7 protein-coding genes are annotated in these 15,230 nt (G+C 58.4%); 1 reads left to right on the top strand and 6 read right to left on the bottom strand.

Features of this window, described 5'->3' with window-relative positions; translation table 11 throughout:
- Nucleotides 1–125: 125 nt before the first annotated feature.
- The 6 genes from J2808_RS11445 to J2808_RS11420 form a co-directional block, all read right to left on the bottom strand.
- A complete protein-coding gene (locus J2808_RS11445; RefSeq protein ID WP_309816205.1) occupies nt 126–482 on the bottom strand; it encodes a hypothetical protein in 357 nt (118 codons plus the stop codon).
- Nucleotides 483–1,172: 690 nt separating this feature from the next.
- Nucleotides 1,173–1,724, bottom strand: coding sequence for a hypothetical protein (locus J2808_RS11440; protein ID WP_309816202.1), 552 nt, complete (start codon nt 1,722–1,724; stop codon nt 1,173–1,175).
- A gap of 2 nt (nt 1,725–1,726) precedes the next feature.
- Nucleotides 1,727–2,293 (bottom strand): hypothetical protein, encoded by a 567-nt coding sequence (locus J2808_RS11435; RefSeq protein ID WP_309816197.1) that lies wholly within the window; start codon nt 2,291–2,293, stop codon nt 1,727–1,729.
- A 218-nt stretch (nt 2,294–2,511) separates the two neighbouring features.
- Nucleotides 2,512–4,200: a nuclease-related domain-containing DEAD/DEAH box helicase gene (locus J2808_RS11430; protein WP_309816195.1), complete on the bottom strand. Its 1,689-nt coding sequence runs from the start codon at nt 4,198–4,200 to the stop codon at nt 2,512–2,514.
- 161 nt (nt 4,201–4,361) lie between these two features.
- Complete coding sequence (locus J2808_RS11425; protein ID WP_309816192.1) at nt 4,362–7,133, bottom strand: ATP-dependent helicase; 2,772 nt, start codon at nt 7,131–7,133, stop codon at nt 4,362–4,364.
- 117 nt (nt 7,134–7,250) lie between these two features.
- Nucleotides 7,251–11,741, bottom strand: a complete 4,491-nt coding sequence (locus J2808_RS11420) for a protein NO VEIN domain-containing protein (protein WP_309816189.1) — start codon at nt 11,739–11,741, stop codon at nt 7,251–7,253.
- A gap of 214 nt (nt 11,742–11,955) precedes the next feature.
- Between J2808_RS11420 and J2808_RS11415 the strand changes: the two genes are divergently transcribed.
- On the top strand, nt 11,956–15,081 hold the full coding sequence (locus tag J2808_RS11415) for a DEAD/DEAH box helicase (RefSeq protein ID WP_309816718.1): 3,126 nt from the start codon (nt 11,956–11,958) through the stop codon (nt 15,079–15,081).
- The last annotated feature ends 149 nt before the right edge of the window (nt 15,082–15,230 follow it).

Here is a 15,230-nt window from a genome sequence, read left to right as displayed (position 1 = left end):
CACACGAACTTTAAACGGCCAGACGCTGACACAAGCGCCAGCAAGCAACGCTGAGCCGTCGCAGACCCAGAGAAACCACATCGAGGGCGCCCCCGCCCAAGACTCTCAACCCGTGCGACGCAAGACTACGCAATCTTCTGGAGGGCGACGCGCCAATCATCTCCGCCGGGGCCAGGCTGGGCGGCGAGGGCGCGGAGGAGATGTCGTGCGGCGGAACCCCGGAGGGGGCTCACGGGGAGGTTCAGGAATTCTCCCAGCAGCTGGACGTCCACGGGCCCCCAGATCACGTCGAAGAAGAGGGGAATGATCTTGTCCACGGCTCGCCAGTGTGGACGCTTGCCGACACCGACCCGCGGCAGTCCGCGGAGCTGCAGTTCCTGGTCTTGCAGCACGGTGCTCGCGGAGGCGACGACGGCCGAACGATCGGAGCCCGGGCGGCCGTCGGATGAGAGCCAGCGGGCCGTGTGCTCCGCTGCTCCCATTCGGTCATTGCGACGAGGACCGTCACGGCGCCCTCGGCTCCGTCCGGCGCGAAGGCTCCACGGTCTTCACCCCGCGGCGTTTAAGGGCGCCGAGGAGACGGACCAGAGGGCGGGAACGAGCTGCGGGGGTGCTGGGGTTCAAGCCGCGAGATTCCGAGCGGCCAGTCCAGGGTGGCCTCGCTCTCCATCTCATGGATGAGTTCGAGGGGATAATCGGCGAACGCCCGGTCAGGGGGACTTGGCTATGCTCCAGGGAAGCGGGGGCTTTCAGCTTTGCGGTTGACCCTGCTGGAACAAAGCCCGTCCATCCGTTGACGACGAGTTCGTCACGCATTTTCAACAGCTCGATGGCTGTGGACCATGGATCGACGGAAAGGAACAGTGGAACCAAGCCTTCGGAGTGTCCAGCTCAGCGAGCCGGGCCATGTACTGCCGGATCCGCATGGATTGGCGTGCATCGGGCCCTGTCAGGCCCAGCCGGGTCTGAAGGAGCTAGGCCAACCCAAGGCCCGAGCCTGACTTCGCCCAGTGCGGAATCGCGGTAGGTCCACGGAGCGCGGTCCAAATACAGGCCAAAAAAGTTCACATCATCCCCCGTGACATGTTGGAGCGACAGTTCCTAGATACGATGGGCAGGCTCAGACAACGGACGGCGCGACGCGGTGGGTGCGACCGCGGGTCCGCACCCGGTCAGTCGGTCTCGAGGGTGCCCTGCAGCAAACGGTCAAAGCTGGCGGTGCCGTAGTCAGGAGGCGTAGCAAAGACTGTGACCTGACTCGTGCGGACCGCCTCGTCCACCCGCGCTATCGCTGCTATGCGTTCCACAGGTGGCCTGTCGCTGACGACACCCAGTTCGAGTCCCGGCACCCCGTTTACCGGCAAAGGGATGCGCCCGCCGGAGGAGCACAACGATTTAAAGGTCTTACTGGACAACCCAGCGGTGGCGTCACCTGTGAGGCCGACGATGGTTTCGTTGACATCTGCAATGAGCTCATCCGCAAATTTCTGCCTGACCCTGTCTTCCGACAGAATCCACAGGAGTAACGCGACCACACCAAGCGTTATGGCCACGGCGCCGAATGCGCCAAGCCTAGTGAGGACTGCGAGAACGGCAAAGCCCACCAAGAACCGCACAGCGGTGAATTTGGCCAGAAGACTCCTCGCTTTGAAGCCACGTTTGCCGTCCCATTGCGCAGAAGTGAAAGTTCGGATCACGCGCTTCTCAGTAGGCCATTGGGGCATGGTCATCTCCGTTTCACTTCCATCAGAGCCTCGGCCAGGACGATCGCCCTTCGAGCCTCGTTAAGGTCGGTGCGGAGGCCCGGGTCTGTCGAACCGGTGGTCGACCGCTGGGGCGTACCCACAAGGTCAGCAACGGCATTGTTTAGATTTTCACGTTCGCGGGACAGTGTTCTAGAAGACGTCAGCTTGAGCCTGCTTCGGTCCAGCTCGAGAAGGGATTTGGTGATTTCTTCGTGGTGGGCCTGAACCGAAGCTCGCTTTTCTCCGATGCGCTGAGTGCGGTTCAGGAACATCCCTTCCATCCGCCGAGATACCTCGTGGAGCTCACTCAGCGCTACATTTTTGTCTGCTAACTTAATTTCCTCGGCCACCAGCTTGCCGACTTTGGTGCTCCGCTCTTCCCACAGTTTGAGACCAAGGTTGTTTTGCCTGGACAGCACGTCCAAGATCTCAAGCGTTCGCGTCAGCGGTTCGCGGCGAGCGGTCAGATTCCTCGACGCGACATCGAGCTGCTCGATGAACTGTGCGTAGTTGTCTTGGAGCGCTGGTCCGCTGTTACTGCCTTTCACGGACGGGGTTCTGTTCGGACCTAGCAAGTTTCCCCCAAACTGTCGTGCTCGGCACCGAGCTGGTCATTTCGCTGGGACTCTTTAGTGAGTCCAAACTCCCGGCAGTCTATCCCCAGGAGGACGTAATTCGGACTGCTAGAAGTAGCATGGACCGCCGGACCGACAATAACTCGGACCTCCCTTGGGGGTGACGTCGTCGCTCGGTCAGGAGCGGATTCTTACCCTTCAACGGGGGCGGGTGGCGTCCACGCCTGGGTCCGTGACAATGCTGCCTTCAGGTCCCGCCCACCCGCTTCCTCCAGCAACCCGGAATCACCAACCACCACCAGCAGACTCCGCGCCCGGGACAGGCCCACATAGAGCTGCTCCGGCGCCCGGCCCATGTCCTTAAAACCGTTGACGCACAGAACCACGACGGACCGTTCCAAGCCTTTGAACCCGAGCACATGGCCGTAGAACTCAGCTTCGTTAGCGTGGAATTCCCGCCAGTACTCGTCGGTGGCTTCGCGCTGGAAGTAGTCCAGATGAATTGGATGACGATCCTTTGTGGTGAGGAGCGCGATCTGGTTATTGGCCCAGCCTTCCTCGATCAGTGCAACCACACTGTCGTCGGCCATCCCGAGTGCGTCCTCCGTGGCGCAGTCAAGGAAACGTACAGGCAGGCCCGTGCTGCCCCGCGGTGTGAAGTGCTCACCGGCGAAGGGCCTGAAGGCCTCGGCGATCTTCCGGGTGTTGCGGAGGTTGTCGTCGATTTGGATGGGCACGAAGGCGGCCAGCGGACCATTGGCGAGATCGGCCGTCGCGCCTCCCCACCTGCGGTAGACGTCCTGCCGGTCATCCATGAAGGCGTAAACGTCGCCGGCGTCCGGATCCGTGGTGCATGCCAGAAGCGCGTCCCACCAGAGGGGCGCGAAGTCCTGTGCCTCATCGATGACGACGGCGTCCAGGCGCTCGTGCGGCTCCATTCCCGCGGCCAGCTCTTTCAGGAGTCGGGGCATCTCAACGTCGAAGTAGTCCTGCCCGGTACCGTCGGGAACCCCCAGCCCGCGAGCGTACTCGTGGAATTCGCCGGTGAAGACGGGCTTGGCCTGGCGCCACGGCGCAACGCGGTTCTGAAGATACTGCCCGAGGCCTTTGTTGTAGCAGAAGAGTCCCACGCGTTTGCCCTGTTTGCTGAGCAGCCGAGCCTTCTCGACGGCGAGCCAGGTCTTTCCGCTGCCGGCGCCGCCGGTGAACCGGATTCGCGGGAGTGACCGGGTTGCCTGCAGCAGCACTGACTGGCGCTCCGTGAGGTGGTCCTGGGCGTATTCGTCTTCCTGCGCGGTAGTTGAAGGCACGACGGCGGTATCCAGGGTTCCGCCTAGTTTGCGGATGATCCGTTCTAGGAAAGCCGGGGCCAAGGGGGACGCCCCGCCTCCTTCAGTCTCTATGGCCTGGCGCACCAGGTCGGCGGGGGACTTGCTGTCGGTCTGGTCAAGGACGAGGGACCGGGAACAACCGGCCATGGTCCAGTCGCTGGGCACTTCCGTGTACGGCAGGCTCACCATGTAGGCGCTGCGGCTGCTGACGCGGGTACCAAGCTCATTCGCCAGCCAGTTCTTCAGCGCGTGGAGTGAGCTTTGGGACTGCGCCACTGGGCTATGGATTTTATGTTTGCCGTTCCGGTCCGACTGGTACCACTGCCCGTCGGCGATGCTGACCAGGCCGCCCTTGACCTCGATGGCCGCCATTCCCACGGCGGGCCAGAGGACGAGAACGTCAATCTCGTACTCGTTCCGGCCATCGCGGACCTGGACGGAGTGGGCCAGCATGCACTCATCCGGGAGCGAGTTCTTCAAAGCGGTCCAGACGGCCTTTTCCGCCAGCTGTCCGTCGTCGAATTTCGGTTGTTCCGGTATGCACCTCATTTTTTACTCCCAGATGATTATCTTGATTTCCGGATTGCCCGCCCTCACATTAACCGGGCACGGCTTGTTCTCTCCCCAGACACGATCCGCTTCCCGGTCATGTACGGAGGCGCCCGCTCCAACAACAGCAAGTCCTGAAAAAAGGCTCTCAGAGAACTCAGTCAGTTCTCCGCACTCGAACGGCACAACGCGGATAAGTCGCATTTGTTGCAAGCTGGAGACCATATCTCGAACTTGGGCAGGTGATTATCCCGAAGCGAGTCGCCCGCCGTTTTGATACGATCGAGCACTCCTTTGAGCAGTTCGTCGCTCACATCTTCTCGAACGTTCTTGCCCCTTGCGTCGAGATTGAGTACCTCGATTAGGTCAGCTCTTTCGCCAGTCAACTCCGCGTAGCCGACAGCATAGACGTGGAGTTGATCGCGCGTGACATCCTCGTCCTGCGAACGTTCGGTGGACTTGAAATCAACGATGGACACTTCGTCAGTTTCGAGGCGCTGGACCAAATCGATGCGTCCATTTACCGTAATGCCTGGGGCAATATTGACCTGAATTTTCTTTTCAGAGTAGATGGTCGTCATTAGATCATTGCTGTGGAGGGTTAGGTACCGTCTGACCGATTCTTTTGCAGACTGCTCGAGAGCCTCTCGGAGTGTTGGGTATGCGTAGGGTGTATGGAGGTGCCGGTGGATGAGTCCCTCCACGTCCAGGACCGTCGCGACGTCGCCGTGGAGGGCGCGCTTGTGAATCTCCGCAAGCGCATCATGTAGCCCCTTTCCGTAGCCGAGTGCTTCATGTATTGGAGCATTGAACCCATACATGAAGCGGAGCTTGAATTGGTAGGGGCACTCAAAGAGAAACTTTAGTTCCGAGAACGAGAGGGTGATCTGGTGTGCCGCCGCTTTCGACTGCGGTTCCAGTCTCGGAACTTCTGTGCGTAAGTCGCTAACAGAAGTAGACACGAACGGGACAGCTGAGACTTCCGCGACGAACTCTGAAGGACTTCTATACATCGCACTCGGTCCTGGGGAATAGCTCATGTAAAGGAACTTCTGGGCGCGGGTCACCGCTACATAGAAGAGCCGGCGTTCATCTTCCGTTGTGCCCTTATATCGGTCGGCTCCGTCGATGGCGTCTTCAGGGATAATGTGAAAGACACCGAGACCCCCGTGCCGCTTGCTCGGAAATCTGTTACGCCGAAGGCATGGCACGAAGACTGCTGGCCACTGCATTCCCTTTGCCCGGTGCACAGTTGATAAGGTCACTGCGTCCGGTGTCGCATAGCCAATATCGCCGTCAGCTTCGTCATAGTACGCGGGGGCCTGGTACTTCAACCAATCAACGAACTGTCGGTACTTCTGTTCTGGAGCAGATGAGAAGTGGACCGTTTCGAAGTCGGAGATTACCTGGCTGAACTTGCCGAGTTGATAAAAGGCAAGTTCGCCACGCGACTTGTCGCCGGGAACGGTGTCCTCCCGAACGCCCAACGCTTCGAGGGCTTCGAGGTAGACGCGCTGTATATTGTAAACGCCCCATCGTGTGCCCCTTGAGAAGTCGCTGGCCTCGTTGAGCACCCCAATCAACGGTTCGAGCGAAGCGTCCTCGAGCGCGAGTCGGCTGTCCCTCCAGGCAGCCTCTAGATCTATAGAGGATATGTCCCCGACGATGTACCGGAACATCGATGCGACAGCTTTTATCTCAGGCGCATCGAACAGCCGTGAAAGCCCTTTGACCACGTATGGAATTCCTCGACGGTCAAGCTCTTTGACAAGAGGGCCTGCATCCGCCGAAACCGATCGGAAGAGTACCGCCATGTCTGACCAGGACAATCCTCGTGCCTTTTTGCCAGGGGAATCGGTGAACGCAACGCCTCTCAGATACTGAATCTGATCGCAGGTCCAGTTCGCCTCCTCCTCCGGCGAACCGAAATTTTGGACGAGGATGTCGTCGCGTTTCCACTCCTGGTGGGAGGCATGCTGCATCCGTTTCACGAGTCTGTGCTCAGGCGCAATAGTCTCGGCCACCATCTGCCCAAGCGCAACCACACCCTGCGATGAGCGAAAGTTATCAGCCAGTGTGACTTGCTGAACATTTTGGTACCGTTCCGAGAACGTTACGATGTTCGATACTGTCGAGCCGCGCCACTGGTATATCGTTTGGTCGTCGTCGCCTACGACGCAGAGGTTGGCTCCATACTTCGTCATTGCACGCACTAAGCGTTCTTGCAATGGGTTCACATCCTGGTATTCGTCGACGACCACAAAGCGGACGTCGTCGCGAATGTGGTGCAGGAGCGTAGACGCGGGTTGATCAGCATCATTCGCTTCCAAGAGTTCGACGGCGAGCTCAAGCATCGTCGTGAAGTCGAAATAAGCAGTCTTGGCCAGAAGCTTCTTGTATTCCTGCTGTGCCATGAGCACCCTGAGATTCACCTGGGAGAGGTCGACATCGTCCTCAGCCAACACTGACAACACCTGTGCGTACAGTCTCGAATGAATGTACCGCTGAAGAAATGGGATGGCGGACGACGTCGTCGGCGTCTCAGTCAGACCTGAGCGTTTGCTGTTCCGATCTATGAGCAGCCGCTGTGTCACGTCGGACAGCACCGAGAACTTGAAGGTTTCGGGCACGTAGGTTTGCAGTAGATTCAAACAATAGGCATGCATCGTGCCGATGAACATCTCGGCGAGCCCAATTGGCACTCCTTCTTGTTCACCGATGATGCTGAGCACCCGCTCCCTGAGTTCCGACGCGGCCTTCTCAGTGAATGTAAACGCCACAATGTTTTTCGGAGTAACGCCCGGCCTGGCGAGAATATCCGCGATGCGCTGGGCGATCACCTGCGTTTTTCCAGAGCCCGCGCAGGCAATGATCTGCAGATTCCGATCGAGGCAGCCGATTGCCTCACGCTGCGCGGATGTATATTCCGTCATCTGCTTTCGTTCCTTTGGCCTCGGTCATGGATTGAACTGCACCGTATACGCGACCGACAATTCGGCCTGTTGAGGCTCGCTGCCGGACTTACGAGCCATGATCCTTACTCTGATAAATTAGAGCAATCCGAAAATACTTCGTGTCGATTGAAGTGCCGGACTTCCCAACTCATCCCGTTCGATGTCTGGCTCCGCGATGGTCTTCCACCCGTCGTCGAAACCAAAGTAGTCGATTCTGCCGGCCGGGTCTTGGATTCTATATATTTGAAAATTCGCGTCGTCCTCTGCATTCTCAACGACATACAACCAAAAGAGATTTCCGTCCTCGCGAGCTTGTTGCAGTTGCCGGCGGGACAGCATCACACCCGCTGTCGACCACGAACGACCGGTTGATTTGATCTCGATCCGTCGCACCAAGTTGTCGTGGGTATCGTACGACTCAATATCGAAGCCCGGGTTGCCGTGGTCCTTCTCGACCGCGCGCCGCCCACAGCGCTGCTCGTACGAGAGGACACGACCAACCCCTGCCACATCGATTGGTGTGAAATCCGGTGCCTCGTTCCCGAGCGTTCCCAACAGGCCTCCATCGTCCTCCTCGTGTAATACATAGGAGCGCAGACGCGTCTGCCGGCCGAAACGAGAGCGGCCTCCATGCTCGGGCTTGTTGTGGGTGGGGCTATTGCCACCACCTGCAACCGCACTGGATGCGCCAGCACTGCCATGAGCGGGAGTGTGGGCGGTATCGGCGTCGACAGCTGTGCCAGTTTCACGGTTGCCACTCAGCTCGGACACCCTCTCCGGCTGAGATGATTGGTCTGATTCGTACCCGGGCTTAAGAGTTCTCCGTATGCTCCCACTAGGTTTCTGTCCAGCAATTTCGCTGGTTTGGGAGATGTCGGGCTCAGATTCGTCCTCGATGACGGGGGCGGCGCCTTGATCACAAAGTTCTGCAGCCACGCTCCAAGCGGCTTCGTGCTCCTCCGTATTCATTCTGTCGAAGCCATAGTCATCAAGAGTGGCGTCCGCATCGGCGGCATCCACTGCATCAAGCACCGGTTGCAGTTGAATAGCAAGCTTGCCAGGATCGTCGTCGGGACGGATGGCGCGAGCAAGTTCGCGAGCGATTGCTCGGCGGGTGGAGCTCTCGTCGTAGACCATTCTGCCCTCGTCGTGGAGATAAATGGCATCAGTTGATTCAGGTAAAATCTCCTCCGAATGCCCGTAAAGCTGGGCGGAGAATTTGACGGTAAGACCACTTGCACGGAATATCCGCACCTGTTGCATGGCTATGATCGACTGCTCATCATTCAATAAACGACGGAAAGCGCCAATGCGCTCCGCTATCAGATTGGGGATTTCCTCATCGGGCTGAGGTGATTCTCCAATCAGTGACGGTATTATTAATTCTTCTGCTCTCCGGACTCCTGCGCGCTCCAGTGCCGGCCAGGTGCTTTGGACGCGGGGTACTACGTTATTGCTGAGCAATCTAAACCGTTCCCAGGTTCCTCTACTGTCTTCAAAGAAGAGACCATTAGGACTCGCAAGTACGCCCCGGGGATCAACTGCAGACCGCGTGTGGCCTAATTTGTTCAGGATTGACGTCGCGTCTGGGTGGTCGAGCAAATCAGAAAGTCGGGTCCAACAACCGTGAACGGCTTTCACGGCCTCGTCGTCCAACAGGTCATTTCCGAACTCGTCACCTATCTCCTTTAGCACCGCGGCAACCTCAGTGGGGCCCGGTTGTTCTTGGACACCAACTGCATCGAAGAATTTCTGATGAGTACGCATTTCGGTCGGTAGCTCTACACTCCAGCGGCCGAACGGCGTGGGTCCCCAAAATGAGGTTGCTGGTAAGACGAACTTCCCGTACCCGACATGGACGCATCGTACGTTGCGAAGCTGCCTGACTGCGGCGTCATCTGAATTGTTACTCAGGACTCTATAGACGTCTGAATTCAGATCAGATTTGGTTTCTGAGCTGTGCTTGATGTGCTCAACAACCACACACACAGGCGGGCGGGCCGGCATACCAAGCCAGGTCAACTGGGCGAAGTACCGTGATTGGACCGGTGATGAAAGCCCGAGTTCGTTTCCCTGCATGCCATAGAGATGTCGGGCGTTCGAGGGGAGCACGTCGGCGGGCTTTGCTGTGCTCCCGGACTTGAGCGGCAGCCAGGAACTCGAAGCCAGAAAAGTGGGCCGTTCCTTCACATCAAGTGGCTTAGTCTCGGCCGTTGTGCGCTGCTCCAAAGTGTGAAGAATCGCGACGGCGATTTCGCCGCCGTCCACCGACCCATCGCCGGACAGCCGGGAGACGGCAAGCCCGAGGGCCTCGTCGGTGGGATATCGCGAGACACCAAGCCACTCGAACACCGCAGCGGGGGCAATAGCCGTGTCCGCGATCGGTAGTTCTGGGGCAAGGACACCGATTTCCTTCGTCGGCATGTGGAGTTCTTTGGCTGTGTACAGCTCGCCGTCAGATCCTGGAATGATGAAAGCGTCGGTGAACTCGTGCTTGTGTGACTCGAGCTCGGTCTGGTAGCGGGCTACTAGCCGCAAAAGAAGTGCAGCCTGCGTCGAGTTCAGGCGTCGGTCCCGCGCGGCAGGCAAAACGTGAAGCAGGAAGTAGGTTTCAACGTCGAGCGGCTTTGCGCCGAGAGTGTTGAGAAGCTTGCGATAGTTGCGCGCGGTTTCAAAGTCAACGAGGCTTGCCACGTTGACAGGATCGTCAAAATCCTGAGGCAGTGACAGCGCGGTCAGCGAACTGAATTCCTGGCTAGACGTCGGGAAGATGGGCAGTGCTGCAATTTCCGGGGCGTTGGAGCGGTCTATCTCGAGTAGGTGGCGATCGAACCATGCAAGCAGATCGTCTGCGAGTTCGGATAGTTTCGTTGCATCAACGCCCTTCAGAAGAGATATTGCTTGGGTGACGTCGAGCGGTGTCCAAAGATCCTTCAGCCCTGGAAATGCCTCGTTGATCGTGTTTATATCCGCCAAGAGGAGACCTTGTATTAGTAACTCGAAGAGCGTTGATTCGTCAGCCGAAGAGGGCCACGTAACCATGGAAGCCGGCGCGATTAGGCCACTGTTGCACGGAACGATCGCTACAGCCCCAAGGCCGTCGACATTTTTTACATTGCCTTGCGACCGGCTCATGAGCTCGAGCAGCTGTTTGACCTCAACGATCGATAATGTCTCAGAGGAAGGAAGAAATGCCTGAGTGTAGCCCGCCGCCATCAAGTGTTTTACGACATGGCTATTGTTTAGGAGCTGGATCCCGAATGACAAATAGAGGTTGTTGGTGTGAAGTCTCCGATGGAGTTTTTTCGAAACAGCAGCAAGCCTGATGGAGTTGAGGGCCTCGGACGCATCGTATGCCTCCCCCGGTTTAGGAAGATAGGCATCGGTAGGCATAACGAGCGTGCCGTTAGTCGTTTCGATAACCGCGAGATCTCGGACGATAGGGACTAGCCCGTCGAGGTACGTCTTCGCGTGGTCTGAACCTACGCTTCCTGTGTTACGAGAGAGTGACTCAATTTCTCCAAGCAAATCCCAAAACGCCGTGATACCGATTCGTTGGACAACAATCTCCGCGCCTTCAACCAGTGCGGTGCCGACGGCTGCAATCGCCGCGCGGTTCCACGCAGAATAGATGTCGTTTTCGAAGCGGACCGACTTTCGGTCGGTGGTCGGGTAAAAAGCGCCATTCGCATGGCCCGGTAGACCACTCGGGGTCTGAGTGGGAAGGGTTGCGTATAGCACGCCGGCGTTGACGTCAGCCTCGAGGGGGAGGGCCACCGTTACGGCACTGGAGCGCTCGATGTCGATCAACCCGTGGGAAGAAGCGACCAGATTCTCTGCTTGACGACGAAAGTCAGCAGTCAGGAACAACCATTTTGTGCTGCTGACGTCATCCGTGATCGATGCCCCGCCGGCGGTCCGTGCAGCCTTGACCTGGTAGCGACGTGTTCGTGTCACTACTTCAATTTGCGATACATGGTGAAGAAACAGGATCGAAGGCTTGGCAGCTTCTAGAAGCGCAACTTCAACTTCGGTAACAGTTTCTTCGGTAACAGGGGAAACCGATAAAGCCTTTCGAAGGGTGCTTTCGTCCCTGGCCCACGGAAGTACGAAAGTCGTTCCTGGATCATTGTGCAGGCGAGTGCAGCCTCCGTCGCATGCTCGGAGTCGCTCATTTTCTGAGGCGGTTTCGTCAAGGATCCAGTGCTGGTTTCCATAGAGCAGCTCTGGGCGGTCCGTGATCTGGTAAACGGCTGTGAAACCGACGCCGAAAGCCCCTGTCGTAGTGGCGTCAGCCGCCTTTGTGCGGCCGGCAAAGCGACGGAACGCATGGAGGTCACAGCGACGGGGCCATGGGCAGTCGTCACCATCTTCATCGCAGTCTGTAAACGTGCCATCGTTCCATACCGTCAAAGCTCTATCGTCAACAGTGAACCGGACACTAGTTGCATTCCCGGCGTCATCCGCGTTCTGAGTTAACTCATGAGGGATCGTCGTCGCACCGCCAAGGTCGCGGAGGGCAGTGGCTAGTGAATCGAGATAGTTGGAAGTTTTCGAAAGCGTTCTTCTGTGCTTGGCCGATTCCACTAACGGTTCCCCCTGGCTATACGACTCTATGTTGAGTCAACTCTGCGGGGAACGAGCGATTTTGTGAATGTCGGCGCGCCGGGAAGGCAACGAATGATTCTAGGTGGCAGCCAGTGACTGGGACGCACTGAAGGAAGGCATTTGTCATTTTGCATGCCTCATCAAATATCCTGGCGCAGTGAACAAGTTTATTGGGGGAGGGCCAGCGGAGCAGCTGCCCGAAGGTCTTTATGAATTACTTACCACGGATGCGCTGAGCACGCAGTTGAATGCTGAGTCGGACCTCCAGCCCATATTCGCGGAAATAAATGACTTGGATACACCTGACATGCTGTCGCGCCATGTTGCCGACGTGGTCCGGCAGTCCCTAGCAGTAGCCAAGCCAACGGACAGGGTTGCCCTAGCAAACCGCATTTTGGAGCAGTTGAAGCACAGCGACCGAATCGCAGACGGCCCAACTCAGCTCCGGTCCCTCCACCGCCCGGACGCACTTAAACGCCGCCAGCTCCGCCGCCCCACCACCAAGCTCAGTGACTCAGCGCTGCTGACCAACAGCAAGGACGAGCCGAATCTTGCCGCGGAGCTCCGGGCCGAGATCGAGTCCGCCAACACGGTTGACCTGCTGTGCGCCTTCGTCCGCTGGACGGGCCTTCGCCTGCTCGAGCCGGCGCTCGAGCAGCTCCAGGAGCGGGGAGCCCACCTGAGAGTCCTCACCACCACCTACATGGGTGCCACGGAGCGCCGCGCCATTGACGAGCTCGTCAACCGTTATCGGGCTGAGGTGAAGATCAACTACGAAACCCAGGCCACGCGCCTCCACGCCAAAGCCTGGCTATTCCGGAGGAACTCCGGCTTCGACACCGCCTATGTAGGCAGCTCCAACCTCAGTCAGGCCGCTCTGTTGGACGGCCTCGAATGGAACGTCCGGCTCAGCTCCGTCGGCACGCCCACCCTGCTGCAGAAATTCGAGGTCACCTTCGACAGCTATTGGGAGCAGCGCGCATTCCAAAGCTACGACCCAGAACTCGACGGCGAAAAGCTTGACGCGGCGCTAGAACGCAACGGCGGACGCCGTAAGGCTGCCCCGGACGCACCCACCGGTCTCGAGGTTCAGCCGTATCTCCATCAGGAAGAGATGCTCGAAGACTTGGAAGCCGAGCGGCTCAAAGGCTTCAATCACAACCTCTTGGTCGCCGCCACCGGCACCGGAAAGACCGTCATCGCAGCTTTGGACTACAAACGGCTGTCCGAAGCTGCCGGCCGCCACTTGAAGTTGCTCTTCGTCGCCCATCGACAGGAGATTCTCAAGCAGGCGATGCGTACTTACCGCGACGTTATGCAGGACGGCGCCTTCGGCGAACTTTACGTGGGGGAGCACAAGCCGAAAGAGTGGAAGCACATTTTCGCCTCGGTTCAGTCGCTGTCATCTCTCGGCATGGAGCAGCTGGAGCGGGATCTCTTTGATGTCGTGGTCATCGATGAATTTCACCACGCAATGGCGCCCACATACCGGCGCCTGCTCGACCACCTCCAACCGCAGCAGCTCCTCGGGCTCACTGCGACGCCAGAACGCGGTGACGGTGTCGACGTTGCCAAGCAGTTCTTCGATGGCCGCACTGCCAGTGAACTCAGACTGTGGGATGCCCTGGATGCAGACCTGCTGGTGCCGTTCCATTACTTCGGCGTCTCTGACGACGTCGATCTCAGCCAATTGGAATGGAAACGCGGTAATTACGACACAGCCCAGCTGAGTGCCGTCTACACGGGAAACGACGCCCGGGCCGCCAAGGTGATCCGGGAGCTTCGCGACAAGATCACCAGCACCGATCTGATGAGGGCCATCGGTTTCTGCGTCTCCGTCCAGCACGCCCACTACATGGCCAGAGTGTTCAACCGTGCCGGCATAGCCTCCGTTGCCGTAGACGGCAACACCGACGATGCCGATCGCGAGGAAGCCTTGCGACGCCTTGGTAAGCGGGAGATCAACTGCATCTTCGCCGTCGACCTTTTCAATGAAGGACTGGACCTGCCACAGGTAGACACCATCCTGCTGCTCCGGCCCACCCAGAGCGCCACGATCTTCCTCCAGCAGCTGGGACGTGGGCTGCGCCGTGCTGAGGGCAAAGCCGTGCTGACGGTCATGGACTTCATCGGCCAGCAGCGCCGTGAGTTTCGCTTTGATCTGTGCTACTCGGCATTGACCGGCTACAGCCGCAAGGAGCTCGAGAAGGCAGTCGAGGACGAGTTCCCGTACCTGCCGTCCGGCTCTCAGATCGTGCTGGATAGGGTGGCGCAGAAGGTGGTGCTAAACAGCATTAAGGCGCAGCTGCGGTTCACGCGGAAGGACCTGGTCCGGGATATCGCATCCTATGCGGAGACCGAGCTCTATGCCTACCTCGAAAAATCCGGCAGTGAACTGAAGTCAATTTACCGCGAGTCCGGCGATTCATGGACTGAATATCTTCGACGGGCAAAGCTGATCGAGGGGTTTTCTCCGCTGGAATCGGTCTTCACTGGAAGGCTCCATGAGCTTTCCAGTGAAGCGGAGAAGAAACTCATGAGCTGCATGGTGAGGCTCATGCATGTGGATGATCTGGAACGTGCCGAAGCCTATGGCATGCTCGTCGACGGGACAGCGCCCCGTTATTCGGACCTCAGTCCGCGCGAGCAGACGTTTGCGCGGATGCTCTTTTTCACTATGTGGCCAAACGGGGGCGGATTTCAGACGTACGACGCCGGCCTGGACTATCTGCGCGCCTATCAGTTTGTCTGCAATGAAATTCGCCAATTAGCTAAGGGGGGAGCCGCCTCGACCAAACACGCGGCCAAGGTCCTGGGCTCCGGGCTGCAACACATTCCGCTAATGACACACGCAACGTATGGCCGCTATGAAGTTTTGGCAGCCCTTGGCGCAAAGTCACTCGACACCGCATCGGCTCGGAAGCGACTAAGTACGGGCGGTGTTGATTGGTGCCCGGCCACTGCCTCGGATGCGTTCTTCGTGACACTCAACAAAAACGAGAAGAACCATTCCGCCACCACCATGTACAAGGATTATGCGATCAGCCCGGACCTGTTCCACTGGGAGTCGCAGAACACGACCTCGCCTAACAGCCCGACCGGGAAGCGGTACTTGGACCGTACGGGGCACGGCTCACACATCGTGCTCTTCACCCGAGATTCCTCCGAAGATGAGACCGGCCTGACGGCTGCATACAAGTGTCTGGGTCAGGTGGACTACGTGCAGCACAAGGGCGAAAAACCGATCTCGATTACCTGGAAGTTGCATAGGCCGATGCCGGCGGATGTTTACGCTACAGCGGCGGCGGTGGCTCAGTGAATCCGACGGCCGGGTAATGCCCTATGTGTGAAAAGACTTGGGCACCCTCAGGGGCGATGCATGGATGCCTAATCACCGATGCATTGAGGTAATAATGAGGACTTCGAATCACAGACTTAGGGCGTCCACCCAGGACTTCGCGCCCGTGT

It is taken from the genome of Pseudarthrobacter sulfonivorans, assembly GCF_031454915.1.
In the GTDB taxonomy this organism is placed as follows: domain Bacteria; phylum Actinomycetota; class Actinomycetes; order Actinomycetales; family Micrococcaceae; genus Arthrobacter; species Arthrobacter sulfonivorans_C.
This window is presented reverse-complemented; position numbering and strand designations above follow the sequence as displayed.